This is a genomic window from Listeria rocourtiae FSL F6-920, assembly GCF_000525975.1.
GTDB classification, from domain to species: Bacteria; Bacillota; Bacilli; order Lactobacillales; family Listeriaceae; genus Listeria_A; species Listeria_A rocourtiae.
In genome coordinates, this window is sequence record NZ_AODK01000031.1 from 1 (window position 1) to 26,354 (window position 26,354).

26 protein-coding genes are annotated in these 26,354 nt (G+C 38.9%); 6 read left to right on the plus strand and 20 right to left on the minus strand.

Annotated elements, in window-relative coordinates:
• Positions 1–681: 681 nt before the first annotated feature.
• The 17 genes from PROCOU_RS10515 to PROCOU_RS10595 all read right to left on the minus strand — a co-directional run bounded on the left by PROCOU_RS10515 (position 682) and on the right by PROCOU_RS10595 (position 17,718).
• Positions 682–918, minus strand: coding sequence for a helix-turn-helix domain-containing protein (locus PROCOU_RS10515; RefSeq protein ID WP_221637178.1), 237 nt, complete (start codon positions 916–918; stop codon positions 682–684).
• Positions 915–1,592, minus strand: coding sequence for a hypothetical protein (locus PROCOU_RS10520; protein ID WP_051994346.1), 678 nt, complete (start codon positions 1,590–1,592; stop codon positions 915–917). Before PROCOU_RS10520 ends, PROCOU_RS10515 begins: the two co-directional genes overlap by 4 nt.
• Positions 1,593–1,629: 37 nt before the next feature.
• Complete coding sequence (locus tag PROCOU_RS10525; RefSeq protein WP_077913416.1) at positions 1,630–2,400, minus strand: glycosyltransferase family 2 protein; 771 nt, start codon at positions 2,398–2,400, stop codon at positions 1,630–1,632.
• Between the two features lie 7 nt (positions 2,401–2,407).
• Positions 2,408–3,679: a glycosyltransferase gene (locus PROCOU_RS10530; RefSeq protein WP_036072242.1), complete on the minus strand. Its 1,272-nt coding sequence runs from the start codon at positions 3,677–3,679 to the stop codon at positions 2,408–2,410.
• A complete protein-coding gene (locus tag PROCOU_RS10535; protein ID WP_036072244.1) occupies positions 3,676–4,554 on the minus strand; it encodes a hypothetical protein in 879 nt (292 codons plus the stop codon). The genes PROCOU_RS10530 and PROCOU_RS10535 overlap by 4 nt, the downstream gene beginning before the upstream one ends.
• Positions 4,551–5,867 carry a UDP-glucose dehydrogenase family protein gene (locus tag PROCOU_RS10540; protein ID WP_036072246.1) on the minus strand — a complete coding sequence of 439 codons (1,317 nt, stop codon included), beginning with the start codon at positions 5,865–5,867 and terminating at the stop codon, positions 4,551–4,553. The genes PROCOU_RS10535 and PROCOU_RS10540 overlap by 4 nt, the downstream gene beginning before the upstream one ends.
• Positions 5,868–5,885: 18 nt before the next feature.
• Entirely contained in the window at positions 5,886–6,827 is a 942-nt protein-coding gene (locus PROCOU_RS10545; RefSeq protein ID WP_036072290.1) for an NAD-dependent epimerase/dehydratase family protein, read from the minus strand.
• Between the two features lie 25 nt (positions 6,828–6,852).
• Positions 6,853–7,518, minus strand: a complete 666-nt coding sequence (locus PROCOU_RS10550) for a sugar transferase (RefSeq protein WP_244266297.1) — start codon at positions 7,516–7,518, stop codon at positions 6,853–6,855.
• Positions 7,499–7,756: a hypothetical protein gene (locus PROCOU_RS10555; protein ID WP_036072248.1), complete on the minus strand. Its 258-nt coding sequence runs from the start codon at positions 7,754–7,756 to the stop codon at positions 7,499–7,501. The genes PROCOU_RS10550 and PROCOU_RS10555 overlap by 20 nt, the downstream gene beginning before the upstream one ends.
• 29 nt (positions 7,757–7,785) lie before the next feature.
• Positions 7,786–8,757, minus strand: coding sequence for an oligosaccharide flippase family protein (locus PROCOU_RS10560; RefSeq protein WP_036072250.1), 972 nt, complete (start codon positions 8,755–8,757; stop codon positions 7,786–7,788).
• A complete protein-coding gene (locus tag PROCOU_RS10565; protein WP_036072252.1) occupies positions 8,723–10,045 on the minus strand; it encodes a hypothetical protein in 1,323 nt (440 codons plus the stop codon). Before PROCOU_RS10565 ends, PROCOU_RS10560 begins: the two co-directional genes overlap by 35 nt.
• A gap of 16 nt (positions 10,046–10,061) precedes the next feature.
• The gene (locus PROCOU_RS10570; RefSeq protein WP_051994348.1) at positions 10,062–10,709 is read right to left on the minus strand and encodes a CpsD/CapB family tyrosine-protein kinase; all 648 of its coding nucleotides are present in this window, start codon (positions 10,707–10,709) and stop codon (positions 10,062–10,064) included.
• A 31-nt stretch (positions 10,710–10,740) separates the two neighbouring features.
• Positions 10,741–11,400 carry a YveK family protein gene (locus tag PROCOU_RS10575; RefSeq protein WP_133619974.1) on the minus strand — a complete coding sequence of 220 codons (660 nt, stop codon included), beginning with the start codon at positions 11,398–11,400 and terminating at the stop codon, positions 10,741–10,743.
• A 235-nt stretch (positions 11,401–11,635) separates the two neighbouring features.
• Entirely contained in the window at positions 11,636–12,913 is a 1,278-nt protein-coding gene (locus PROCOU_RS10580) for a nucleotide sugar dehydrogenase (RefSeq protein ID WP_036072256.1), read from the minus strand.
• A 22-nt stretch (positions 12,914–12,935) separates the two neighbouring features.
• Positions 12,936–13,391, minus strand: a complete 456-nt coding sequence (locus PROCOU_RS10585; protein ID WP_036072258.1) for a DUF4352 domain-containing protein — start codon at positions 13,389–13,391, stop codon at positions 12,936–12,938.
• 72 nt (positions 13,392–13,463) lie between these two features.
• Complete coding sequence (locus PROCOU_RS10590) at positions 13,464–16,901, minus strand: toxin Cry1Ac domain D-VI-related protein (RefSeq protein ID WP_036072260.1); 3,438 nt, start codon at positions 16,899–16,901, stop codon at positions 13,464–13,466.
• A 160-nt stretch (positions 16,902–17,061) separates the two neighbouring features.
• A complete protein-coding gene (locus PROCOU_RS10595) occupies positions 17,062–17,718 on the minus strand; it encodes a hypothetical protein (RefSeq protein ID WP_036072262.1) in 657 nt (218 codons plus the stop codon).
• A 360-nt stretch (positions 17,719–18,078) separates the two neighbouring features.
• Here PROCOU_RS10595 and PROCOU_RS10600 point away from each other — a divergent pair, with 360 nt between their 5' ends.
• The 3 genes from PROCOU_RS10600 (at position 18,079) to PROCOU_RS10610 (ending at position 19,738) form a co-directional block, all read left to right on the plus strand.
• On the plus strand, positions 18,079–18,915 hold the full coding sequence (locus PROCOU_RS10600) for a YihY/virulence factor BrkB family protein (RefSeq protein WP_051994349.1): 837 nt from the start codon (positions 18,079–18,081) through the stop codon (positions 18,913–18,915).
• A gap of 62 nt (positions 18,916–18,977) precedes the next feature.
• Positions 18,978–19,361 (plus strand): lactoylglutathione lyase, encoded by a 384-nt coding sequence (gene gloA, locus PROCOU_RS10605; RefSeq protein ID WP_036072264.1) that lies wholly within the window; start codon positions 18,978–18,980, stop codon positions 19,359–19,361.
• A 74-nt stretch (positions 19,362–19,435) separates the two neighbouring features.
• Entirely contained in the window at positions 19,436–19,738 is a 303-nt protein-coding gene (locus PROCOU_RS10610) for an MGMT family protein (RefSeq protein ID WP_036072266.1), read from the plus strand.
• On the opposite strand, the gene PROCOU_RS10615 is transcribed toward PROCOU_RS10610, so the two are convergent.
• On the minus strand, positions 19,735–20,238 hold the full coding sequence (locus tag PROCOU_RS10615) for a methylated-DNA--[protein]-cysteine S-methyltransferase (RefSeq protein WP_036072267.1): 504 nt from the start codon (positions 20,236–20,238) through the stop codon (positions 19,735–19,737). The two genes, PROCOU_RS10610 and PROCOU_RS10615, sit on opposite strands and share 4 nt — an antisense overlap.
• Positions 20,216–20,788: a bifunctional transcriptional activator/DNA repair enzyme AdaA gene (locus PROCOU_RS10620; RefSeq protein ID WP_036072269.1), complete on the minus strand. Its 573-nt coding sequence runs from the start codon at positions 20,786–20,788 to the stop codon at positions 20,216–20,218. Before PROCOU_RS10620 ends, PROCOU_RS10615 begins: the two co-directional genes overlap by 23 nt.
• Positions 20,789–21,084: 296 nt before the next feature.
• Between PROCOU_RS10620 and PROCOU_RS10625 the strand changes: the two genes are divergently transcribed.
• The 3 genes from PROCOU_RS10625 to PROCOU_RS17215 all read left to right on the plus strand — a co-directional run bounded on the left by PROCOU_RS10625 (position 21,085) and on the right by PROCOU_RS17215 (position 24,044).
• Positions 21,085–22,428, plus strand: coding sequence for an Nramp family divalent metal transporter (locus PROCOU_RS10625; protein ID WP_036072271.1), 1,344 nt, complete (start codon positions 21,085–21,087; stop codon positions 22,426–22,428).
• 644 nt (positions 22,429–23,072) lie between these two features.
• Entirely contained in the window at positions 23,073–23,663 is a 591-nt protein-coding gene (locus PROCOU_RS10635) for a hypothetical protein (RefSeq protein WP_036072275.1), read from the plus strand.
• 228 nt (positions 23,664–23,891) lie between these two features.
• Positions 23,892–24,044, plus strand: a complete 153-nt coding sequence (locus tag PROCOU_RS17215; protein ID WP_077913417.1) for a site-specific integrase — start codon at positions 23,892–23,894, stop codon at positions 24,042–24,044.
• Between the two features lie 479 nt (positions 24,045–24,523).
• On the opposite strand, the gene pepF is transcribed toward PROCOU_RS17215, so the two are convergent.
• Complete coding sequence (pepF, locus tag PROCOU_RS10640; protein WP_036072277.1) at positions 24,524–26,332, minus strand: oligoendopeptidase F; 1,809 nt, start codon at positions 26,330–26,332, stop codon at positions 24,524–24,526.
• Positions 26,333–26,354 lie beyond the last annotated feature (22 nt).

A 26,354-nucleotide genomic window follows, 5' to 3' on the forward strand; every position in this document is an offset into this window, starting at 1 on the left:
GTAAAAAAATTGTGAACCGTAGTCCGTTGCCGCCTTTGCTTCGTATCCCCCTAACCCGAGCAAAACAATACTTATAAGCAACAAGCCCATCAAAAAAAATTTTGTTTTTTCATTTTCATCACCCCTCTAGCTAATTCTGGTTTGTTTTTCCCTACTTTGTTTTAAATAAAACATAGAAAGGTTTCACAAATACATTTGAACATTGACCATATTCCCTTTACAATTGAGAAAAATAGCTATAATTAAGTATTTTTTGTACCTTCTATTTTACCTGCCAAATCAATCAAATGAATGGCCTCATATGTTATCGTTCTTCTCTCTCAAAACTAAATCGTCAAATATTTTTTAATAATTAGGACGTTTTGTATCACCTCTTAGAAAATATTTCCTACCAACTTAGAAATCTATTTTTTCACTCTTCTAAGCAACAAGCGTCACAAGTTGGAACCTGCTCATGATTTTGTTGTTTTGGGGTACATAGATTTCCCTCACCTTTTCGCAAATCGCTGGAAAGGTTGGACTTTTTTGATCGATTTGCCCTAGACAGGAATAGTTTCCCAGATGAATTATAGTCCCCTTATTTTTCTATTATCAAGCATAAATATCTAGAGAATAATTATAAAAATCGACGGAAAAGTATAGAACAAAAAGAACAGATACTGTACTTTAAATACTTATCCATCATTTATCCATCTGGAATGGCCGATATTTTTTCCTCAGCATGTTGGAATCCTGTTTTCTGCTTTCGATTTCGTAACGGTAAAATAATACAGCAGAGCCTTTATTTATTTTTGTGATTTTACCACGGTTAACTAAAGAGTGAAAGCATTGTTTAGATATACCCAAATATTCTATAGCTTCTTGCCGAGATAGGAATTCTCGATTTAATAAATCTATGAGTTTTTCTTGACGATTCACGATACCTCACCTCTTATTTTAGCTAGTACTTGCAACAAATATGGCGGAAAATAGTTTCGTACGTCTGCATGAGACACATATTGTTTTATATCCCGTTCAACCTCTATCTCTTCATCAGTTAACTGTTCTAAAAGTGGTTTTATATGGCTTTTGTAAGTATGCTCTTTGTCAGAGTAGTGCAGGTAAATCGTTGGCGCTTTCTTACCTGAAATAGCTTTCTTTAGCAGATTATTTAATTGTTGTATATTCGTTTCGGAGATTTTATCTAACATTGATGTTAACGTTGGCATGCGTTCCGGCTCTGCTCGAAGGTATTCTCCAACAAAATACTGCGGTGCACCAGAGATTACATTCGTAGCACCTAATCGGAAACCGAAATAAAGCGCTGCGTAACCACCTTTACTGGAACCTATATACGTTGTTTGTGTTGCATTCACTTCCAGATGGACCTTCGTGATTAGCTCCTCCACGGCATCACGCACCCCAAAACTCCCTCGTTCGCAAAGGTAATAAACGCCTCTTTTCTGGTAGCCAAAATCATCTAAAATGAATAGTTTATTTCCAGACACCTCTTTTAGCGTATTTACATAGTTGTAGGTGGAAGACATTCCTGCTCTTGGAAAAGCACTGAAGATAACAAGCAGTTCGCGACTTTGATTGTCTTTTTGAAGCACGTAGCGTAATTTTACCCCGTTGGATTGTGTAGCTGTTTTACCAATGATTTGAAAATAAAGCTTGGCTAATATTTTTTTTCATCATACATACCCACTTATTCGCTTTTTTTATAGCTTGGTAAGCATATCCTATGAAATTGTATAGTGTATGAACATAGGTAAGTTTCTCTTGCTCTCGATACATTTTCCATGTTTGTTGCATCATCTTAACCTTATTACCCGACAATGTATTAGCCTCAACTTGGTAGAACGCAAGCCCTTCGTTTAAACCATATGCATGGGTACCTTTTTTTAAAATAGCAAGCCACGTTGCAGTATCTTGCCTAGTTCGGATATTCGGCATTGTGAAATGTCCAACAATAGTACGATCAACCATCACTGTCAGACAACCAATAATCGTGTTTCGCAATAGTTTCTTATATGTCATCTCGACTGGAGCCGGAACAAACCGCCTCTTTCCGTTTGGTTCATTACGATAATAAGCCGTGAAACTAAAGCCAATGTTATTTGTAGCCATAAAAGCCTGCTGTCTAGCTAATTTTTCTGGATGCCAACTGTCATCACTATCCAAAAAAGCGATATATCTACCAGTTGCGGCCTTAATGCCAGTATTTCTGGCAACAGCTACTCCACTATTTTGGCTCAGTCGGATTAGTCGGACTCGATTGTCTTTTATCTTCTCGACAATACGCAACGTTTCATCGCTTGAGTAATCGTCAATGATGATTAGTTCTAAATCCTGATATGTCTGCAGCAGAACACTTTGAACAGCGCGTTCAATCGTTTTGGCGCTATTATAACTTGGCATAATGATGCTAATTCGTTTGTTTTCGATGGGATTCTCCTCCTAACTTTGTATAGTAGCCTAGTAAACGATGTTGTTCGTTTTCCCAGATATACTTTTCTTTAATCGCAGTAATATTCGTTTTAAACTGGTTGTACTGGTGAGCGTTTTCCATGATAGCATTAACACCATCCGCAATAGACATCGGGTCATGCGAATCCACACATAGTCCGACTTTATCACCTTGTACCACCTTTTTTATTTCAGGAAAATCACAAGCAACAATCGGCACCCCAGCAGCAATGTATTCAAATAACTTATTGGACGAAGCCGAGTAATGGTTGAAACATGTATTGTTCAACACTTGAAAACCAAGATATGCTTGCTCGGTATAGCTCTTTAAATTAGCAAGTGGTACTTGAGGAACAAATTTGACTTTATGGTTTAGACTCTTTTTGGCAACCAATGTTTCAAGTTCGCTTTTCTGACGACCATTTCCAATGAAGACAAGCGTCCCTTTTTTGAAAAATGGTGCTGCAGCTACTAACTTTTCCAACCCCCTCCCTGGATTGATAACACCTTGATAAAGCAAAATGTGTTCGTCTTGCGGGAGATTTAATTCCTCATGAAGTGATGTAGTCTTTGTTGGTGTGACATCAAGTTCCGGATAATTGTGCAAAACCTCCGGCAAAAAACCATATATTTTTTCGTTATATTTCGCTCTAGTATCATTTTCAACAATCATGAAATCAACAGTCTTAATGTACAAAGCTTCGATAAACCCATGAATCGAACCATGGTAGCCCTCGCGGCTAGTTTGCACTTCATGGGAATCATAGATAAGTGCCTTCTGTTTCATACGAAATTTCGCGGCAATATGTGCTTGTGGTAATGTATTTAAATCATGCGCATGATAAAAATCAGGCTTCCTACAGCGAGCAACACCTGTCATTTCAACGATAAGTGATGCCATATGAAGCATTCGCCTCACTTTTGGAATCACTAATGATACTAAACATAAAGCACTCAGTATAGTGGCAATAAGCTTTCCTGAAACCAACCCCAAAACGAGTATAGCTATAAGAAGACTCAGAATACATATCATTCCTTTTCTCCCATTAATTCGCGTCACCTGAAAACCTTGTTGCACCTCTTCTTTGTGAGGTAACATTGCTTTTCCTGCTTCTTGTATGCATATCAAATCAACCTGATACCCTGCACCCGACAATGCTTTTCCTTCCTTATACACTCTGGCATCATTCGTAAAATTATTAAATAATAACATTGTAATCTTCTGTTTCATAAAGGCACCCGCTTCCTATCCAGAAGCTCTTGCAAAAACTTCTCCGTTCGCTTTCTTTGACCTATTTGGTTGACATGATAAACAGAATTTGCAATCTCTGAAATCGGTACAAAATAATCACTTGGAGAGCCAATGACTGTAAAGTTAGACTCCAAATATGCTTTTAAATCAGCGATATAACTAGAACTTTCATACGCATCAAATCCGAGTGTACTAGGGTACGTTAGTTTGACATTAATATTCTTCCTTTTAGCCATTCTTACAAAACGATGCAATGCTTGAATTGCCTCTGTCTCCTCAAAATGATGTGGAAAACGTAATGGTTTATTCTTACTGGAATCTAAATCAGAAAACGCGATATTCTGATAGGATCCGCATTCACTAATATCAAATTTTTTCTCGACAAATTTAAAATTTAATCTTACATTAGCAAATAAATAGTAAGCTTGTTCTTTTAGCGAAAAACGTTTCAATTTGTGACGATTGTACATTCGATAATACTCATACGCAAAAATATCATGATTTGGTCGATAGTAAAGCGAATAAGCAAAACAACATATGATTTCATCCCCTGATCTTGCATTTTTCATAGCCGTATCAAGAATAAACTGCATGCCCAGACCAACATTTAATCCAAAATTCACATGAGGCAGTTCTTCTCGCTCATTCAAAAAAGCTGTATCAAAACTGTACAATACATCGCTTCCCCCAACTATCAGCCGCTTTTTCCCTTGTATCCGGGTAGCATAGGTCTCTTTCACCACAAGCAAGCGTTTAATTCGCACAATCCCTTTTGCCTGGTAGAAAAAGAAATATAATGCGATTCCTGTGATAAGTAATACGACAAAACTAATAAATATAACCAAGACAATCACCTCAAAACCGGTATTTTATCATGATTTTGTCGTCCAATAGATCGATAAATAATTCCAGCTTCTTTCATCTGATACTGATCCATACAATTTCGTCCATCGATGACAACCGGCACACGCATCATTGTTTTTAAAACAGCCAAATCAAGTTGCCTCACCTCATACCATTCCGTCACAATAATAGCCGCTTCCGCATCAAACAAAGCAGATTCCATCTTATCGTATAGTTCCACCGAACTAGGCAACAAAGTACGCGCCACACTCGTTGCAACTGGATCATACGCCGTAACATGAGCTCCTGCATCTAACAATTGTGTAATAACCTTGATTGACGCTGCATCGCGCATATCATCCGTATTTGGCTTAAATGCTAAGCCTAGCACCGCAATTTTTTTCCCGCGTAAATCATGATGAATCGTCAATAAATTCTCCATCACTTTTTCATAACGAACCGCATTTACTGCCTCTACAGCATCCAATAGCGGCAAATGTGCACCTTCTTCACGTGCCATCGCAATAAGTGCCTTTGTATCTTTTGGAAAACACGAACCACCATAACCAATTCCTGCCTGTAGAAAATGACTTCCAATCCTTTTATCCATACCAATACCAGCACTCACGGCTTCAATATCGGCATTTTTCCATTCACACATATTTGCCATTTCATTGATAAAACTAATCTTCGTCGCTAAAAAAGCATTTGCCGCATACTTGATCATCTCAGCGCTACGTATATCTGTCTCAAAAATCGGCACTGAAAATGGTTCGAAAATCACCCGCATTACACATAATGCTTCCTCATGAGCCGTCCCCACAACAATCCGATCGCCATAAAACGTATCATGAATGGCGCTACCTTCCCGCAAAAACTCTGGGTTTGAAACCATCATTGGCCTAATTCCACCAGTCATTGCAATCGTGTCTGCAATCAAATCATTCGTCCCCACAGGAACCGTACTCTTCGTCACAATGACCGTATCCTCCCGCACAAATGGCGTAATATCACGAGCTGCTGCCAAAATATAATCTAAATTTGCTGAGCCATCTGTACTTTGAGGCGTCCCAACTGCAATAAAGATAACACGAGCCGCTTCAACTACGTTCTCCAAACACGTCTCAAAGGCTAGTCGTCCCTTCAAAATATTATTTCGCATCAAATCCTCTAACCCAGGCTCATAAATTGGCGACTGGCCATCACGCATTCGCGCCACCTTTGCTGCATCTACATCCACACATGTCACATAATGCCCTACTTCCGCAAGCGCCGTACCAGTAACGAGCCCAACGTAACCTGTTCCAATAACAACTATATTCATATTACTCTCCTTCGTCCCCTATTTTACCAAAATCATTTTTTGCCTTTGATTCTCCAAGTGCATCTGTTTAAGCCCTTTTGCCAACGTATACTGTGGGCACCAGCCTGTTACTTTTTGAAATTTCGTATTAGAAAGGCGGCTATCACGTACGTCCCCTACACGATGACTCCTATTTTCAGGTACTACCACTACTTGTAATACATTGCTCATCACCAATAACACATCATTAATCGACGTCTGCTCACCTGTAGAAATGTTATAAACTCCATTTTCCCGCACATTCAAAGCTAAAATGAGAGCTTCTGCAATATCGGCCACATAAACAAAATCACGCGTCTGCTCACCATCTCCATAAATAACAGGACTTTCATTATTTCTGACTTTTTCCAAAAAATCAGAAATAACATCCTTCGCTCCAGCCTCTTTCTGACCATAAACATTGGCAAAACGAAGGACACAATACGGAAAATCCTCCATCTCATCATTTAGCTTCAAATATTGCTCCCCAATCCATTTCGACATACCGTATGGTGAGATCGGCATTGGTAATGCATCCTCCATGAGTGGCAACTCCGTATTATTGCCATAAACCGCTGCCGAAGAAGCAAATACAAACCGTTCAAAATTGGCTATTTCCTTGCAAGCCTCAATCACGTTCAACGTTCCCATGATATTAATATCTGCGTCCAATTGCTGTTGCTCTAGCGAAACCTGCACATCAATCTGCGCGGCCAAATGAATTACAAAATGCGGTGCAAACTCCTTAATATATTCCTTTGCAGCCTTACTACGGATATCACAAATTTTCAAATTCACCAACGTTTCAGGAATAGCCAGTCGGTCACCACTACTCAAATCATCGATCACAAAAATTTCATGTGACGTCGCAAGTAAATTCTGCACCACCAGAGAACCGATAAATCCGCAACCGCCTGTTATTAAAATACGTTTTTTCCCCATGATTTTTCCTACTTTCATCAATCTTTTAAACTGCATCTCGTGACTTTAACACAACAACAACCGTCCGAATTAAAATGAGCAGATCCATACGTAACGAAAAATTTTCCACATAATAGGAATCTAATGCCATCTTCTCTCCGTTTGTCACAGAACTTCGCCCATTTACTTGTGCCCATCCAGTAATCCCTGGCTTCACTAGCAGACGCTTTCGCTGCCGCTCCGAATAACACGATGTAATCGCTGGTATTTCTGGTCTGGGGCCAATAAAACTCATATTTCCCACCAACACATTGAAAAATTGTGGTAACTCATCTAAACTCGTACGACGAATAAATGCTCCAACCTTGGTCACATTTGGATTTTCCTCCATGACATTTTTAAAAACAAACGTATCCGGAACACCATTCTTCCAGTCGTATTCGTGTTCACCACACGTATCTCGTACACGCATTGATCGAAATTTATATATCGAAAATTCTTTCCCCTCTTTTCCTGTTCTGGTCTGCACGAATAGCACCGGCCCACGGTCCTCCAGCTTAATGCATAGCGCGGTTAGCAACATGACTGGCGCTGCTAAAATAATTCCAACGATACTCAGAATAATATCTGTAAAACGTTTCACGAAGGTTGCTGCCCACGTCCCTCTCTTTTTTCCTACCAAGCATATATCTTTATTTCTTATGTTTTCCAATGACTAATCTCCCCTTTGACTTCAAAAGTTGCCTGCCAATAAACCATAAACAAAGATTGAAAATGGCAATGACACTTCCGTATATAAGCATCGTCTGTAAAAAATCATGTTGCATCCACCCAAAAATAGCGATGACGAATACAAGTTTTACAATTTCCAATACAATTTGAAATTTTTGTCGTTCCATCAAATAGAGAATCTGTGATGTAGCGCTACAAATAATTTGTGTTAAAAACATGACTCCTAAAACTTGCGTTAATTGTCCGGCTAAAAACCATTCTTCACCGAAAAGCATTTGAAAATTGACGGTGCAAAAAAGGCAAAAACACAGAATGGAACTGTGAAATAATAAGCTAACTTCTTCGTTAAGCCCACATATAAATCGTACACCTTCTCTTTATTCTCCCCAATTTCCTTCGCTGCAATGCTATAAAAAAACTGAGATAAAGTAATCGCTAAAACCGAAATCGGTACGAGAATCACACGCTGGACAAAAGCATATTGACCACTATCACTCGCGCCAAAAATGCCTAGCACAAATAACAATGGAAGCTGTAACGACAACGTATTTATCAAGCCTGCTGGCATCGAGAAGATAATAAAATGCTTATACTTCGTTAGTAAGTCTCTCGTATCACGCCATGTGATATGGGTCCTAACATCCCGCTTCGACACACGAGATAATATCAAAGCACTAATAGCTTTCCCAATCACGTCGCCAAACAGTAACCCTAATCCTTTCATCACGTTTGAAAAGGCTAAACCAATCTGCAATAACCCCGTAAATCCGTTCTGTAACACTCGTGTAGTCGCCAACACCCGGTACTGTTCTCGGTTCATATTTTCATAATTATAGATTTGAATGAAACTTGTCATCGTAATCCCAATGGAGAGAAAGACGGCCTCCCACAATGTTGGATGAATACCCACCCAGTTCAAAATACTGACGCCAAAAACAAGATATACGAGCAAAATTAAAAGACTTATCAAGAATGCCAAGTACTGATTGATATGCATTAACTTTTTCGCTTGTACTTGGTTTCGCTCCAATGGAATCGCTTTTTCAAGCCCAAGACTAGCCACCTTCACCGTCATTGTAATAACCGTCACGTATGCCGCATAAATTCCAAACTCTGCGGCTGTGTAAAGCCTTGCAATAACTGGTGCAAAGGCAATCATGAGTAATTGCGCAAACGCATTACCACTAAACAGAGTCCAAATGATTTTTTTTATACTCAAGTTTCTCTCTCCCTTGTATTTCCTCACTCGTATGAAATAAATAATTCAGCCCTATCGCGATAAAAATACCATTTGTCATGAGCGCAATAATGAAAGAACTATCCACCAAGCTCCAAGCCGGCATTACCATCAACGCAACACTAATAATAAAATTTCGATTCGCCGAGATACTATCATAAATCCATAGAATAACCGTTAATAAAATGGTAAACAGAATCATACCAACATAGCCAAATGCCGAATATCCGTCCGCCCACATATTCACATTCGCCGACATTTGCTCTGAACCAAAATAGCTAAATCCAATGACATAACTTGGGTTCGCTTCATAAGGATAATCTACCAAACCGCGAAATATCGAATGCCCTAAATGCGTTTTCGGATGTGTAGAAAAGAAGTCGAAAAAGAAGCTGGATAGCGCTCCTGGCAGAAATAACATGCGTCTTGTAAAAATCTCTGTGAGCGTAATATTTCCACTTAGCGTATCGAAAACCATTGAAAATAAAACGAGAAAGAGAATCATCCAAACAAACCTGATGCCAAATCTAGCTCCTTGATGCCGCAAACAAAATAGAACCACCGCTAGTAAACATAACGATAAAGCGACACTTTTATGACCTGTAACGGAGTAGACATAAATTTGACCAACAATACCAGCTCCAATGAGCACGATATTTCTATTCAAGATGCCCACTGTAACTAGAAAGAGGTCCATGATTTTAGAGAGCCAAACGACCGCGTATCCGGAGAATCTATTAGCTTCTCCCCGATAAACTTCACGAATGTCATACACTTCTTTGAAAGACACCACATCGATGCGAAAACCGAAAGTCTGAATCATAATCGCATAAAGCAACATCGTGAAAAAGACGATACCAACCTGAACCAAATTTTGCGATAAGCTCCATTCTCTCATTTGAATAAGCCTTAGCCTACCACCGAGATAAAGAATGACTAAGCACAGTAAAAACACCAACTTAAAGATGAAAAAGCGATCAAATGGCGTCTCCCGAACAAAATCTGGTATCAACATGACTGGTATATAAGCAAATATATAGAGTATCCAGTAGATAACTTGCGATGGTCTTGTTGTTCGATAATCCGACCAAGTTGCTGGTAAAAAGGCTAGTATGCTAGACACAATGCAAACCCTAAGTGGCGGATGAAGATTGACGAGCCGATAGTAACTATATGATGGAGATATGAGATAAATGTAGGCGATATAAAGACTTATGATGTATAAAATAATCCCTACTAACACAGAGAATTTGCCAACTCGAATATACATCAGATTCTCTCCTCCTTTATCGCTTCACATAGTTGTAGTAATAACTAGAATCATTACGACGACGCTGCACTTTGTTACGAATAATTCCTAAAACATCGATATTTTGCAGCTTGCACTTTTCGATACATTCTTTTAACTGCGTTTTCGTTGTTTTACCATTTTCTAAAACAAGAATGGTAGCATCACAGTAGTTGGCAATGATAATACTATCCGATAAACCGATAGGTGGCGCATCGATAAAAATAAAATCATACAAATTTTCATATTCTTCCAAAAATTCAGGTAACATACTGTCACTCAATAACTCCGAAGGGTTATATGGCGAAACACCACTAGTCATCACATCTAAATAATCATCAATTTTTTGAATACCTTCAGACTTATCAAATTGATGATTCTTCAAGAAATCCGATAATCCAACATAATTCTTCAAATTAAAAATACGATGGATGGTTGGTAATCGTAAATCGCCATCAATCAACAGCACCCGCTTACCACTCTTAGACATGAACATCGCTAAATTAGCAATCATCGACGATTTCCCCTCCCCCTGCCTACAAGAAGTCGCCATGATAGTTTTGATTTTTTTCTTATCTGCAATGTACTGAATCGAGGCTCGTATATTACGAAATTGTTCTGGTACTGTGCCTTTTTCGTCCAACATTAGCGCGCTTTTTTTTTATTTTTTCTTTTTATTACCACTTTTCAATCTCTCCCAACACTGGAATCACGGTTATTTCCTGAATATCTGCATCTTCGCGAATCGTCACGTTGGTAAAGCCATGAATAAACATGATAACAGAACCAATCATGAGACCAATAAATGCCCCCATCATTAAGCTCATCTTTTTATTCGGACTCACGATAGTTCCTTCGACTGCTTTGGATAAAATGACAATCGTGTTGTCCTCAATAAGATTTCCCACTTCTTGTTGCATCGTTGCCACCGTTTTATTTACAAATTGGATAGCTTTTTCAGCACTATCAGATGTGTATGCTACAGAGATAATCTGTGAATCATTTTCGTTTTTGATTGCTAATTTTTTTGCCAAAATTTCTGGTTTAGCGTTTAAATTCAAATCTGCTTTTACTTTATCGATGATGTAATTACTTTTCAAAATTCCTGTATACGTACTAATTAAGCGATTATTTGTGTTCGCATCCAACTTAATATCATCTTCTGCAAGTTTCTGGGGTTTCACAAGTATGTCTGAACTCGCTTGGTACATAGGAACCGCCATTTGCGTTACCCATACATACGCCCCTGCAATACCTAAATTTGTCATAAAAAGCAACAAGATAGCATAGCGTTTTAAATACTGTACCAGCATTTTCATATCAATTTTCTTTTCCATATTCACCGTCTTACACCACTTCTCTTCTGCATTGTTTTGAATGGACTACTAATAGATAGTTTCAAAATAAATTTTTCTTATTATCACCAATTATTCCTACTCGCCATTCTGATAATCTCACCTTTTTATCTATAGTCTTTTTGTCTAGTGAACGCTAGTAGAAATACCTTGCTTTTACGCAACGTTTAGATTTATGTTCTTTATCAAACTTTTTATCGTAGATTATTTTTCTAATTTAGCTCTGAACCATCGCTGTCTCTTGTGTCCTTTTTGCTTTATATAAATTGCCATAGTTCACGTAATTCACTTTTGCATCTACATGCTGAACAATATTTTTCGTATCAAATATCATTGCTTCACGCATTCTATCAGTATAACTCGTTGGAATTTTCCGAAACTCATCATGATCGCTCAACACAATAATGAGAGAGCTTCCTTCACATGCTTCTTCTCCAGTTAACGGCTGTTCAGATACATGTGGATCAAAGACACGGATGTCAAAACCCGCCTCAAGCAAACCATCTCTTACTTCCATTGCAGGGCTTTCCCTAATATCATCAATATTTCCTTTATATGTCAATCCAAAAAGAGTTACTTGATTTCCTTCTTGATTTGCCATCAGCGCCTGAACTTGTTGAACAACATAATCTGGCATACTATTGTTAACAGCGCGTGCTGTCTGCATCAAAGGAGATTGTTCAGGAGCAGATGCTATCACAAAATACGGGTCGACTGCTAAACAATGTCCGCCTACACCTGGGCCTGGTTGATGTATATTTACACGTGGATGTTTGTTTGCCATTTCAATAACACGTAGCGCATTAATGCCCAAGTGCTCACTAATTTTAGCAAGTTCATTGGCCAATGCAATATTGACATCTCGGTAGGTATTTTCCATTAATTTACTAATTTCAGCCTCGCCTGCTTGCGTTTTCATCATTTCACCTTTTACAAATGTCCCATAAACCGCCGCGGCTTTTTCAGTACAAGCATCCGTAATCCCGCCAATAATGCGCGGATTATGCACCAGTTCATGCATAATATTCCCAGGTAAAACACGCTCTGGACAATGTGCTAAAAAGATATCTTTCCCCACTGTAAAATCATTCTTTTCAACCATTGGCTGTACTATATCAACCATCGTACGTGGCGCAATCGTCGACTCTACAATAATCGTATCTCCTATCTTCACATAAGGTAAAATGCTTGCTATGGCAGCTTCAATATAACTTGTATCACACGATTGATATTGATCTGCTTTATTCGGTGTTGGAACAGCTATAATGTAAGCATCCGCAGACACAGGTTGTGTACTTGCATAGAAGTTTCCCAACAATAGAACTTCCTCTAACTCTTTTTCCAAACCAGGCTCTTCAATGTGTAGAATTCCAGCGTTTAACTGTGCTGTCATAAAGGATGATAAATCGACACCTGTCACTTTATGACCATACTTTGCGAACAGTATCGCAGTAGGTAACCCAATATATCCAAGACCGATAACCGTAATTTTCATATAACTGCTTCCACCTTTTATTTTATTTTGTAGGAACGGTAACTGTCCATTTCACGTTTTCCGTAGTTTCTTGTGAATAAGGCTCATATATTATAGTAACTTCTTTTTGATCTATCGGTATTTCATAGAATCCCGGTCCTTTTAATATTTTCCCAGCCGGAATCTCATCACCAAAGTTATTGGCATTTAAACCGTACATCCTGTGTTTTTTCCCATCCTTTGTCTGAATAACGAAATCCCCAGCTCCTGCACCTGCTGTTTCTTTTCCTACATTCTTTACATCAAAATCTAGTTGTATCATTTGTTTCTTATCATTATTACTAATTTTCAATTTAATATCTGCTAATGTTATTTCTAAATTATTAGCCACTCTTGTCTTTCCAATATCATCGCTAGTTGTTTTACCACAACCACTCACTACCAACATTAAGCTTAGACTTAATATAAATAGCGTGAGCCAAATTTTGTTCTTCTTCATAAAACTTTGGAATCTCCTCTCAAAATTAGGACATCATAAGTAGCAATGAACACTACTTATGATGCATATTAATTATTTCGTCGGTGCTTGAATTGTTACTGATTTGCTGTCTAGTAGTTTTCCTGCTTTGTCATAAGCGGCCACAACTACAGTATCATCTGCTTTTTTGATTTTATCAAAGGTATAGAATTTAAACGTTCCGTCGGTGATGCTACCGCCAGCATAGACAACGCCATTTACGGTAACTTTAAGCGTAGCTACATCACCAGATACCGTTCCTGTCATGGTTGTGTTCCCTGGAATTGTCATGGTTGCTGGTGTAATTTGTCCTGCTGTTGTCACCACATTGTTCTTGATAGTTACGGTTTTCGTATCCAATAGTTTACCCACACTATCGTAAGCGCGTACGACAATGATGTCTTTTGGTGATTTTGTTTTGTCGAAAGAATAGAACTTGAATGTCCCATTCGCTACCGTACCACCTTTGTACACTTGCGTTGTCCCAGCTTCATTGGTGATGCTCACTTCGATTCTTGAAACGTCACCTGTATACGTACCGCTGATGTTCGAATCTCCTGGAATCGTCATCGCTGCTGGCGTAATTTGCCCTGCAGTTACTGCTGCAATGTTTACTTTTTCGCGCGCAATTTCGCGACCATTCTTGTCGTAAGCTACCATGTAAAGTGCTTGGTCTTTTTTGACACCTGGTCCTACATAAAATTTAAATGTCCCATTTGTCTTCGTCGCATTTCCAGCCTCTACGCCATCTTTGCTCAATGTAATACGGTCAACATCACCTGAATAGCTACCAGTAATCGAGGTGGTTCCTAACACGAAATCATCTGGCTTCAGTATGCCGTTAGTAGAGAATTGCGCTTTCGCTTTATCTAAATCTTTTTGTAGCGCTGCTTTCTTCGTTGGATCTGTCACTTTGTTAACTAACGCTTGTGCGGCATCAATTGCTGCTTGTGTCACAGCTCCTGTGATTGTACCGTTTGGATCTTTATTTGTGAATAGGTTATTCACCGCTTCACGCGCTTTGTTTTCTGCGTCTGCTTGTGCTTTTTTAGCATCTAGTTGGCTTTGTGCTTTATTTAAATCTGCTTGTAATGCTGCTTTTTTCGTCGGGTCTGTTACTTTATTGATGAGCGCTTGTGCGGCATCAATATCCGCTTGTGTCATCGTACCTGTAATCGTACCGTTCGGATCTTTATTCGTGAATAGGTTATTCACCGCTTCACGTGCTTTGTTTTCTGCGTCTGCTTGTGCCTTTTTAGCATCTAATTGACTTTGTGCTTTATTTAAATCTGTTTGTAATGCTGCTTTTTTCGTCGGGTCTGTTACTTTGTTGATGAGCGCTTGCGCGGCATCAATGTCTGCTTGCGTCATTGTGCCTGTAATCGTACCGTTCGGATCTTTATTCGTGAATAGGTTATTCACCGCTTCACGTGCTTTGTTTTCTGCTTCTGCTTGGGTTGTTTTGGCATCTAATTGACTTTGTGCTTTGTTTAAATCTGCTTGTAATGCTGCTTTTTTCGTCGGGTCTGTTACTTTGTTGATGAGCGCTTGCGCGGCATCAATGTCTGCTTGTGTCATTGTGTTCGTAATGTTGCCATTTGGATCTTTATTTGTGAATAAGTTATTTACTGCTTCGCGCGCTTTGTTTTCTGCCTCTGCTTGTGCTGTTTTAGCATCTAATTGGCTTTGCGCTTTGTTTAGATCTGCTTGTAATTCTGCTTTTTTCGTAGGGTCTGTTACTTTGTTGATGAGCGCTTGCGCGGCATCGATATCTGCTTGCGTCATCGTACCTGTAATCGTGCCGTTTGGGTTTTTGTTCGTAAATAGGTTGTTGACTGCTTCGCGGGCTTTATTTTGTGCTTCTGCTTCTGCTTGTGCTGTTTTAGTATCTAGCTGGCTTTGTGCTTTGTTTAAATCTGCTTGTAATGCTGCTTTCTTTGCAGGATCTGTTACTTTGTTGATGAGCGCTTGCGCCGCATCAATCTCTGCTTGTGTTAATCCAGTTTTAATATCGTTTTTTGGATCTTTGCTTGTAAATAAACCATTTACTGCTTCTCGTGCTGCATTTTCAAATTCAATCTGTTTAGTATCTTTAACAAATGAACCACTTGCTATTTTACCTATGTCCTTATTGATATAGAACAAAGTTGCATCTATATTATTAGATTGGATATTTTTTTGAGTTTGAGTGTTAACATATCCAGTTAATTCTACATACAGGTTTAGAGGTCCTGCATAGCTTCGAGTGGGTTCTAAAGAAGAAACATTTCCAATCGTCCAAGTTGAAATCCCAGTATCAGAATCTAACTGAACCTTTGCAGTTGGAGTTCCTCCCAAAGCACGTCCAGCACTATTACTGATTGAAATATTAGAACCTGATTTTAGATTAATAGATTCTTTACTTACTAATGCTGATGCAGTAGTTTTAACGTCCATATCTAAAGTTGCCCCATCTTCAACTTCAATATCCTGGACATAAAGGCTAGCCCATCCAAATGTATTAATAGACTTCATAGTAAAATGACTACCCGATTTCAGTTGCAGTTTTGCAGTTGGAATACTAACAAATGCAGCATTACCACTAGCTGTAGTAGTGGCATCAAAAATACCTGAATTAATAAAATGCGAATCTGCCCCTTCAAATTGTATCGCTGCATTGTTGGTATTAATTAGTATTTCTCCAGCATTTTCAATCGTATTCGATTTAATCCCCAGAATGATACTTCTTGGCGCTCTGTTACCTATCAATTTGCCACCTTTGTTAACTCGTACACGAGATGCGTTTTCTAAACGAAGACCATCATACTTACTACCGGATAATTCCATTGTTCCATCAACATTCAACACACCTCCCGCAAGTAGTTGCATAGCTGACCCAGCCCCATTAAGTACTAACTTCGAATCCGAAGAAACATTCATATTAGTGCCAACTTTCAATGCGAAAGTTTCAACACCCTTAGCGTTTAGTGAGACATTAGCGTTGTTTTGTAAGGTAACAGTATCCGCGGATATAGAACCTGCTGATAAAGAATAGTTAAACGTAGAAGTATCTGTAATATTATTTTCTAAAAATAGATTAGCATTGCCTAAGATAAATAGGCGAGATCCAGAAGAAGTCACATTATCTAGTGTCACATTCGCTTGTAACGAACCAGAATTAGTACTATACACGATACCATCACTAGATGTTCTTGTAATGACTGCATTGGAAATTTTCACTGCATTTCCGTTTGCTGTGATAAGCATTCTCTTACTATTAGCATCAATCGTATGTCCATTTCCTTGAATCGTCTTACTAGATCCATTAATACTTGCATCCGAACCCATTAAAATATTCGCTGTTAACTTTACATCTGTAACAGTGGATGATTCTAATGCGGCTTTAAACTCTGCCCACGTCGATACATCCACGCTTACACCTGTTGCCATTTGAGAAATAGCTGGAACTTCATTAGCTAGTACGTTAAATGGAACACCACTTAAGCTTGTCAAAGCAATACTTGTTGCCGCAGTTACCTTTAAAAAATTTACTTGCCATACTATTTTTACTCATTATTTCAACATTCCCCTATTATATTTTATTTTCCCCTTCAAATTTTGTATGATTCCTTTCCAATTATATTTAAGTTTTTTAGAAGGGACTGGGATGTACTTATAAACCCAAGTCTTCTGAATCATAAATCAAGATTGGTTCACCATTTTTATAGATGATTTTATTTAACTGCTCTAGTTCTTGTATAACCTTTTTTGCAGTGTGTGGCGATATTTGACAACATTTAGATAGCAACAAATAGTTCACCATTTTTGGGACATGATAACCCGCTTCCCCCTTCTTAGAAAGCAATTTAGTAATTTCCAGTACTCTTTCTTGCACACTCTTCGTTAGCATTAGCGAATATCGATAAAATTGTGATTCTTGCCGCTTTAATGTATCAATTAAAAGATCAGGAAAAAAAGGCTGCCCTGAAAGCTCGTGAAGTACTGCTTTGGCATCATAAATTGCTAGTTCCACACTTCCAAAGGCAACATATTCATATGGGTCGGGCTGAAAAACATTATGGAAAATAAAATCATTCTCCCCCCAAATAGCATTAACATTTTGTTTCGAGTTATTGATTTGTTGCAACAATTTCCCTTTAACAACATGAATCAACTTACCTGAATCTGTCAAAGCAAGATCTTGATGATTTTTCAATACTTTCATTTGGCAAAAATTCGGATTATTTTTGTTTATATTAGATAAATCTAACAAAGGTAACAACAAATTAGGTTCCCTAAGTAATAAACTATGAATCTCAAGAAAATCCATAGGACGCCTCCCCTTAATGTAAACTACATTACTTAGCATAAAGCATAATATTTTGACGTTATAGACTTAAAAAACACAAATTTGCATATCAATTTGGAAATTGCACAAAATTAAATTTGTAATTTCGCTTTTCGGCTTATGAACGACTGCTATTCAAGCATTGATTATGTGTTCATTTTATGTCTAAAAATATAATTTTATATAAATATATATAAAAATAAGCATAAAAAACTGATAAATCGATGTAACAAAGGTTACTATTCTACAAAAAAATAGGCCTAATCAATCTGACGTTTAAGACTAACGAACGAAGGGGAAATCTATATATAATAAACTATTTCACGAAAGGAAGTAAGACACATGCCCTTAACAAAAAATCAACTACAACAAGTAAAAGCACTCGTCAAAACAAATTGGAAAAGCGCCCGAATTACCTCCCACGCCGCCCAGCTCACCTTTTACATATTACTATCCATTCTCCCAATGCTACTTGTATTCGGAAATTTGATTCCACTTCTACCACTTCCAAAAGAAGAAATCTACGACACACTTCAAACATTTATGCCACCAGAAGTTTACGATACCCTGCATCCTATAATCGAAAGCATGCTCACAAATGCAAGTGGTAGTGCCATCTCACTCGGTCTAATCACTGCAGTTTGGTCCGCTTCAAAATGTTTCAGCGCCTTGCAAGAAGTTCTAAATATCGTCTACCAAGCCCCTGATCGCAAAAATTTCATCGTAACCCGCATCATGTCTTTCCTCATGATGCTCGTTGTCATCGTAGTCCTCAGTGCTGTCGTTTTCCTTTTTGCATTCGGCGAACAAATTGTTACTTTCCTACAAGACCAATTTAACCTACAACTAGACACTCTCACCGATTTAGGCGCAACAAAATGGCTCATCACACCCATTTTCTTATTCATCCTATTTATCGTCATCTACTGGCTCATTCCAAACGTAAAGTGGAAAATCAGAAAAAGCCTCATCGGTGCTCTATTCGCCACAACCGGTTGGCTCATTGCAACCGAACTACTCTCCGTTTACGTACGCTTTCAAGGCGACAAAATTCTGGGTTTCGGCAGTCTCAGCGTTATGATTGTCATCATGCTCTGGCTCTATTTCGTCTCAATTATCCTACTACTCGGCGCCTTTCTAAATGTCATCATCGACTCTTACAAACAACAAAATTTGTAATCAATGCATGGATATATTACAATGAAATCGAGAGAAAATCGCTATTTAGGAGGAATTTTAATATGAGTATCAAAATGCTACATACATGTATTCGCGTCAAGGACTTAGACAAATCGCTGGCTTTCTATACCGAAGCATTTGCCTTAAAAGAAACACGCCGCAAAGACTTCCCAGACCATAAATTCACACTCGTTTACCTTGCATTTGAAGAAGGTGGGTTCGAACTAGAACTGACATACAACTATGATCAAGCACAACCTTATGATCTTGGAAATGGCTATGGACACCTCGCAGTTGGCGTTGACGACTTGTCCGCTACACACGAAACTTTCAAAAAAGCCGGCTACAGTGTAACCGACTTAAAAGGCTTGCCAGGAACCAAACCAACTTATTTCTTTGTGATGGATCCAGATGGCTACAAAACCGAAGTCATCCAAAATCGCTAAATTACAGCGAAAAAAGAGAGCAGTTTTGATTTCATGCTCTCTTTTGCTATCTATATTCAAGTAGGAGGAAAAAAATGGTGCAGCACGCTCAATTTCAACAAGACGTCTACAATCTCGTCCGCCAAATCCCTCGCGGAAAAGTCACAACATACGGCCAGATTGCTCACATGCTTGGTCGCCCGAAAAATTCACGTCTTGTAGGTGTTGCCATGCGATTAACCCCCAGTGACGCTAGCATTCCAAGCCACCGCGTCGTCAACTCCCAAGGTCGTCTCGTTCCAAGCTGGCCCACCCAATACGAACTACTAAAAGCAGAAGGCATCCCATTTACCCCAAATGGCAATGTCCGTCTAAAAAACTGCTTTTGGCAAGGTTAAGCTCTTATCGTCTCCAATTGCAATAACCGCTCCTTCATCGCGATACCACCACGGTAGCCAGTTATTTTTCCGTTTTTACCAATCACGCGATGACACGGAACAACCATCAAAACTGGATTCGCACCAACCGCCGTCCCAACAGCCCGCACCGCTTTCGGTTTTCCAATCAGATTCGCAATCTCCGAATACGTCCTCGTCTCTCCATAAGGAATCGCAAGTAGCGCCTGCCACACCGCCTCCTGAAAAGGGGTCCCAGAAATATCTACCGGCAAACCAAAGTCCCGTTGCACTCCCGTCAAGTAGGCCTCAATCCCATCCGCATATGGCCTAACCTTCGCCACATCCGCCATCAATTCAACGCGCATCCGCTCACTCCAATTTTCCAGTTCCGACAAGTCCACACCATCCGAACCAACAAAAGCCAATCCACGCTCGCTAACCCCAACATAAATTGCCATCCCGGCTACGTCCAACCGATTATAAAAAATTCGCTTCATCATTCTCCAACCCCTTCCTATCTTTTCGATATACACTTGGCGTCATGCCCACAATCCGCTTAAATAACGTCGTAAACTGCGCCGCATTGGGCATCCCAATCGCAATGCCAATATCCATCACCCGAACCTCTGTCTCTTTAAGCAACACACATGCCTCCCGAATTCGCACCACATGCACAAAATCAAGTGGCGTCATCCCCGTCTGTCCCTTAAACACCCGATGTAGATGATATGCACTTCCATGACATCCATCTGCAATCCGATCAAGCGTTAAGTGCTCCTGATAATGTTCCATAATGTAAGCCTCAATCTGCGCCACCCATTCCACATCCGGTAATCGCATACCACCCGACTTACACCGCTTACAAGGTCGGAATCCCGCATCAATCGCATCCTCCGCACATAAAAACACACTAACATTCTCAAACTTCGGCGTCCGCGACTTACATGAGGGTCGACAGAAAATCCGCGTCGAACTTACCGCATAAAAAAACTGTCCATCATATGCTGTATCATTCTCACAAATCGCCCGCCATTGCTCCACTGTAACCATATATTCCAGCCCCTCTCCGCCTATTCACTTCCATTATACTCCGTTTTCCCCAAAAAAATAACCCATTCAAGATATAAAAGCAAGATTTGAAAGATCGAAATATAGCATACCTTTCTACTTGTAAGTGAACACCAATATATATAATTACCAATCTCGCACATAGTAAATTTTTCTTTTTGCCAAATAACAGCATAACACTTGCAAAATCACTCTATCTGCATTAAACTAAATTTGTTGCACGAAGGAAACATTGAGAGGATCTTGACTATGACAAATAAAAAAAGAAAAAACAAAAAATCATCCAACATACCCCACCCAATGGAGCAAGCTTGGGAGAGATAAATAATAGTGTTAGCGTACCAAAAAACGGGGGCTTTTGGCGTAAACTCATCGCCTACTCAGGCCCCGGCGCACTTGTCGCAGTCGGGTACATGGATCCTGGTAACTGGATTACCTCTATCCAAGGCGGAGCCCAATACGGCTACCTACTTCTAAGCGTCATCCTAATGTCCAGCCTCATTGCTATGCTACTGCAAAGCATGTGTGCCAAACTTGGAATCGTAACAGGGCTTGATTTAGCCCAAGCCACCCGTCTAAAAACTGGCAAAAAAGGCGGCTTTGCGCTGTGGATTGTAGCCGAACTTGCCATCATGGCCACTGATATCGCCGAAGTCATTGGTAGTGCCGTAGCACTGAATCTGCTATTTGGCATTCCACTCATACTCGGTGTCATCATCACCGTACTTGACGTATTCCTACTTCTCGTCCTAGCAAAATTCGGTTTTCGAAAAATCGAAGCCATTGTCGTCACACTAATTATTACTGTTCTAGTTATCTTTTTATATGAAGTTATCCTGTCCGATCCAAACATGTCTGACATGCTTGGCGGCTTTATTCCACAAAAACAAGTCATCACAGACAAAGGTGCACTATTCCTGGCACTTGGTATTATCGGTGCAACCGTTATGCCACACAACCTATACCTACACTCATCCATTGTTCAAGCTAGAAAATACGATCGCAACGACAAAAAATCACTCAAAGAAGCCATTAAGTTTTCGACAATCGACTCCAACATCCAGCTAACCGCAGCATTCGTCGTCAACTGCCTATTACTCATACTCGGTGCTGCCCTATTCTTCGGTCAAGACACCAGCAACCTAGGTCAGTTCACACAACTCTATGATGCTCTGCAAAACAATGCCATCGTTGGCGCCATCGCGAGTCCCGTCCTCAGTGTTCTATTCGCTGTCGCCCTGCTCGCATCTGGACAAAACGCCACTATCACAGGAACCCTAACCGGTCAAATCGTCATGGAAGGCTTCATTCATATGAAACTACCCGTCTGGATTCGCCGACTTATTACCCGCATACTCGCTATCATCCCAGTTATCATTTGCATCGTTGTATACGGAGACCAAGAAAACGCAGTCGAACAACTCCTAATCTACACTCAAGTTTTCCTAAGTATCGCTCTACCATTCTCCATGATCCCACTCACCATCTTCACCAGCAGTAAAAAACTAATGGGCGATTTCAAAAACCATCTGTGGGTAACCATTCTAGCATGGGTTATAACCGTAATCCTAAGTATCCTCAACATCCAATTAATTATCCAAACACTTTCAGGCATTAGTTAATACACAAAAATCCAGAGTTCTCTAAATCAAAGTCGACTCTGGATTTTTGTGTTATATAAAATCGAAAAAGCCGCGACACAAGGCCACGACTTTTCTCAGCGCAATCAAAAGGAGAAATTCACACAATCAAATATGATTAATTGAATACATATATCATGATAAACCAGCTTGTAATCGTCTATATAAAGCCATTTATATATTTTCTGATATCATAACTCATCGTAAGATTTAGGATTAAAATCAATTTTTATTTTCACAATCTTTTTCTTTAACCTAATTTATTATACAGGAAAGGTACAGAGATTTTAATATTAACTCTGTACTTTTATACATAATAGGTTATTACTGGATTTCTTTTCAAAAATTGTGATAATATCGGAATATGTTACTTTAATAACTTTTTTAAAGATAGAGATAATATTAAAAAGATTAGCACAAACACTAGTGTGGTCATCCAAAGATAGTCTGTAAATAGACTGGTTGTAACTCGTACTACTTGCGATATCAGTATCAAAACTAAAAATAAAATCCCATCAATCTTTGGACTAATTCGCATTAATGTTTTTGTACTCGCTTTCATGTTGTCACTCCTTATTTCTTTATGAATTTATTGTAACATAAAATTAATTAAAGGTGGTAATATTATGAAAAGAATTGTACAAACGCTCATTGTCTTGTCTTCTGTCGCATTAATTGGACCATCATTTACTCCTCTTGCATCAGCATCAGAAATGAATTCAGATGAACCTACAACACAAAATACTGAAGAACAGTTCCAATTTGATGGTCAAGATATTGCAGAGTCAGATTTTATTGATCTTGCTTCAGACAATGGTTTCGAAATCAACACAACTATTGACGGTGATACAGAAATAGTAATCCCAGATCAAGATGTGTATGGTTATTTACTTAAACAAGGGAATTACGATGAAGCCAACCAATTTAAGCAAGGTATGATGCTTCGTGGTAAAAATGGAGTAAATAAAATCGTCTTCGGTAAAACCTATAATGATATTAAATTATCTAAGAACACAATCAATACCGCTATATGGAGTGGTCGTGGAGCTAGCTGGTTAGTAGTCATCGTTGGTGGTACTGTTGGGCTAGGTGTCATGGGCTTTGTTCTAGATACCATTTTAAGCGCCGGTCACGTAAACAACGGTAAAGTTTGGCGTTTTACAAAGAAATGGAAATATGTAAAAAAAATTCAATCAATAATTATCGCAACAAGATAACTTTACTTCTCTTTAGTTACGATGGGGGCTATATGGGCTGTACATATTATCTTATAACAAAGACTCTTACTTAAGCTGGTAAGAGTCTTTGTATATTCTATATTTAAAATTCATTATATTTATAAACCTGTAAATCGAGCTATTGAGTTGATGTTAAACCCATCTACACGGATCACATCGCTGGTTTGGGCCCAATAATTCCAAAGCCAACCTTCTTGCCACGCCGTTATGTTGTTTGAAGCTGGCGCATCTATCAAATATGTAGCAGAACGCCTAGGGCATTCAAGCGTTGAGATGACGCTTAATGTGTACGTCCATCCAACAGATACAATGAAAAAAGATGATATAAACAAGTTTGCAAACCACCTTAGTTTGGCTTGATTTTACGTTATTCACAATCATAAAATCATTTTTCAAAAAATATTTAGGATTAAAAAAACGAGAAAAGCCATGACACAAGGTCATGGCTCAACTCAGCGCAATCAAAAGGAGAAATTCACACAACCAAATAAAGGGGGTATCTGTATTGTGATTTATTTCACGTCAATAATATACCACATCTAAATTAATAATTCAATAGTTCACAAACTTTTTTTTTTTAATAATATCTATCATTATCCTTTCCTTAATAATCTTTATTCGTAAATAAAAATAGACACTATTTAATAATAAGTCGCATATTTCCATCTAGTATCCCTTTAAGTCCTAGTCTCTTCACTTCAAAAGCTACTACAACGATTCAAAATCGTCTACAAAAAAACAAAATAGGATTCTCATTAAAGAACCCCATTTTATCACTCATACTAAAATAAATTTATTTTTCATATCTAACATTTTTCACAAACAAAAGCTAATAAATACTATTTAACTAATTTCTCCAACTCATCCAATCGTTGCTCAAACACTTTCAACGCATCGGTAACTGGCTTCGCGGTAGTCATATCCACACCAGCTTTTTTCAGCACTTCAATTGGAAAATCTGAACTTCCTGCCTTCAAAAATGCCACATATTTTTCAACAGCATCCGCACCGCCATGTAAAATATGGTCACTAAGCGCTGACGCTGCGCTAAACCCTGTCGCATATTGATACACATAATAATTCATATAGAAATGCGGAATACGTGACCATTCCAAACCAATCTCATCATCATACACTATCTCGCTACCATAATATTTTTCATTCATCGCAAAATAATTCTCCGTCAAGAATTCAGCCGTTAAAGCCTCACCTTTTTGATCTGCCTGATAAATAAAATGCTCGAACTCTGCAAATTGCGTTTGGCGGAATACCGTGCCCTTAAATCCATCCAAATAATGATTCAACAAATATGCCCGCACTTTCGGGTCATCATATTTCTTTAACATGTAATCCGTTAATAAATTCTCATTTGTCGTCGAAGCTACCTCCGCCAAGAAAATCGAATAATCGCCATAAACAAAAGGCTGATTTTTCCGCGTATAGTAACTATGCACACTATGCCCCAACTCATGTGCCAACGTAAACACATTATCAATCGTATCCTGCCAGTTCATCAGAATATACGGATTCGTACTATACGCACCTGAAGAATAAGCACCACTACGCTTACCTTTGTTCTCGACTACATCAATCCAGCGATTATCAAAAGCTTCCTTCAAAATTGCCTGATACTCTTCTCCAAGTGGCGCAAGACCATTTAAAACAATATCTTTTGCCTCTTCATACGTAAATGCTAAATGAACCTCCGTGGAAAGCGGTGTATACATATCATACATGCGCAATTCATCCAGTTTCAATAACTCCTTACGTAAACCAACATAGCGCTGTAGCAATGGCAAATGATCATTTACCGCTTCTATCAACGAATCGTAAACTGATTCAGGAATATGATTCCCAAACAAGGCAGCATGACGCGCCGATTCATAGCCATGAACTTTCGCATAGAAATTTCCTTTCTTTACTTGACCGGTTAATGTAGTTGCCATCGTATTCTTCAAATTATCATAAGCACTATACATTCCTTTAAATGCGGCTTTACGAACATCACGATTCTTACCTTCCATCATTTTGCCATAGCGGCCATGTGTAATTTCCACCTGATCCCCATTCTCATCTTCAATCACCGGAAATTTCATATCGGCATTATTCAAAATACTATACGTTCGCGATGCATTACCTAAAACTTCTCCTGCCTGTGCAAGCAAAGCCTCTTCCTTCTCAGAAAGCACGTAAGGGCGATTCAAATTCACTTCTTCCAACAAATGCGCATACAACTGCAAATCCTTATTCTCAGCTATAAAACCCTGCAGTTTCGCCTCATCCATCGCCAATATTTCTGGTTCGAAGTAGGAAATAGCTGCAGATGCCTCCGTCAACAAACTTCCAGCGCGACTATTTAACCCTTGATATGTGGTATTTGTCGTATCTTGATCCTGCTTTAAATGGGCATAAACATATAGATTTCCTAATCGATCATATAGCTCATCACGATACTGTAAGGCCTGCAACAAATTATCGCTACTATCCCCCAATTTCCCTTGAAATTCCTTCCCTTCCTTCACTTTATCCTTTAACTGCGCAAAAGCTACCTCCCATGCATCATCATCTTTAAAAATTGTCGTTAAATCCCATGTTGCACTTACCGGTACTTCTTCTCGAGTTGGTAATATAGCTATTTTTTTTCTCACTCATAAATCCAATACCTCCAAT

What these genes read in the sequence shown, in the direction of transcription:
- PROCOU_RS10610 (WP_036072266.1), top strand. Translation starts at nt 19,436, where the DNA reads ATGGTGCAGCACGCTCAATTTCAACAAGACGTCTACAATCTCGTCCGC.
- PROCOU_RS10565 (WP_036072252.1), bottom strand. Translation starts at nt 10,045, where the DNA reads ATGTATATTCGAGTTGGCAAATTCTCTGTGTTAGTAGGGATTATTTTA.
- PROCOU_RS10575 (WP_133619974.1), bottom strand. Translation starts at nt 11,400, where the DNA reads ATGGAAAAGAAAATTGATATGAAAATGCTGGTACAGTATTTAAAACGC.
- PROCOU_RS10615 (WP_036072267.1), bottom strand. Translation starts at nt 20,238, where the DNA reads ATGATGAAGCGAATTTTTTATAATCGGTTGGACGTAGCCGGGATGGCA.
- PROCOU_RS10570 (WP_051994348.1), bottom strand. Translation starts at nt 10,709, where the DNA reads ATGTTGGACGAAAAAGGCACAGTACCAGAACAATTTCGTAATATACGA.
- PROCOU_RS10600 (WP_051994349.1), top strand. Translation starts at nt 18,079, where the DNA reads ATGCCCTTAACAAAAAATCAACTACAACAAGTAAAAGCACTCGTCAAA.
- PROCOU_RS10525 (WP_077913416.1), bottom strand. Translation starts at nt 2,400, where the DNA reads ATGCCAAGTTATAATAGCGCCAAAACGATTGAACGCGCTGTTCAAAGT.
- PROCOU_RS10620 (WP_036072269.1), bottom strand. Translation starts at nt 20,788, where the DNA reads ATGGTTACAGTGGAGCAATGGCGGGCGATTTGTGAGAATGATACAGCA.
- PROCOU_RS10635 (WP_036072275.1), top strand. Translation starts at nt 23,073, where the DNA reads ATGAAAAGAATTGTACAAACGCTCATTGTCTTGTCTTCTGTCGCATTA.
- gloA (WP_036072264.1), top strand. Translation starts at nt 18,978, where the DNA reads ATGAGTATCAAAATGCTACATACATGTATTCGCGTCAAGGACTTAGAC.
- PROCOU_RS10580 (WP_036072256.1), bottom strand. Translation starts at nt 12,913, where the DNA reads ATGAAAATTACGGTTATCGGTCTTGGATATATTGGGTTACCTACTGCG.
- PROCOU_RS10545 (WP_036072290.1), bottom strand. Translation starts at nt 6,827, where the DNA reads ATGGGGAAAAAACGTATTTTAATAACAGGCGGTTGCGGATTTATCGGT.
- PROCOU_RS10540 (WP_036072246.1), bottom strand. Translation starts at nt 5,867, where the DNA reads ATGAATATAGTTGTTATTGGAACAGGTTACGTTGGGCTCGTTACTGGT.
- PROCOU_RS17215 (WP_077913417.1), top strand. Translation starts at nt 23,892, where the DNA reads ATGTTGTTTGAAGCTGGCGCATCTATCAAATATGTAGCAGAACGCCTA.
- PROCOU_RS10555 (WP_036072248.1), bottom strand. Translation starts at nt 7,756, where the DNA reads ATGTTTTTAACACAAATTATTTGTAGCGCTACATCACAGATTCTCTAT.
- PROCOU_RS10585 (WP_036072258.1), bottom strand. Translation starts at nt 13,391, where the DNA reads ATGAAGAAGAACAAAATTTGGCTCACGCTATTTATATTAAGTCTAAGC.
- PROCOU_RS10530 (WP_036072242.1), bottom strand. Translation starts at nt 3,679, where the DNA reads ATGAAACAGAAGATTACAATGTTATTATTTAATAATTTTACGAATGAT.
- PROCOU_RS10595 (WP_036072262.1), bottom strand. Translation starts at nt 17,718, where the DNA reads ATGGATTTTCTTGAGATTCATAGTTTATTACTTAGGGAACCTAATTTG.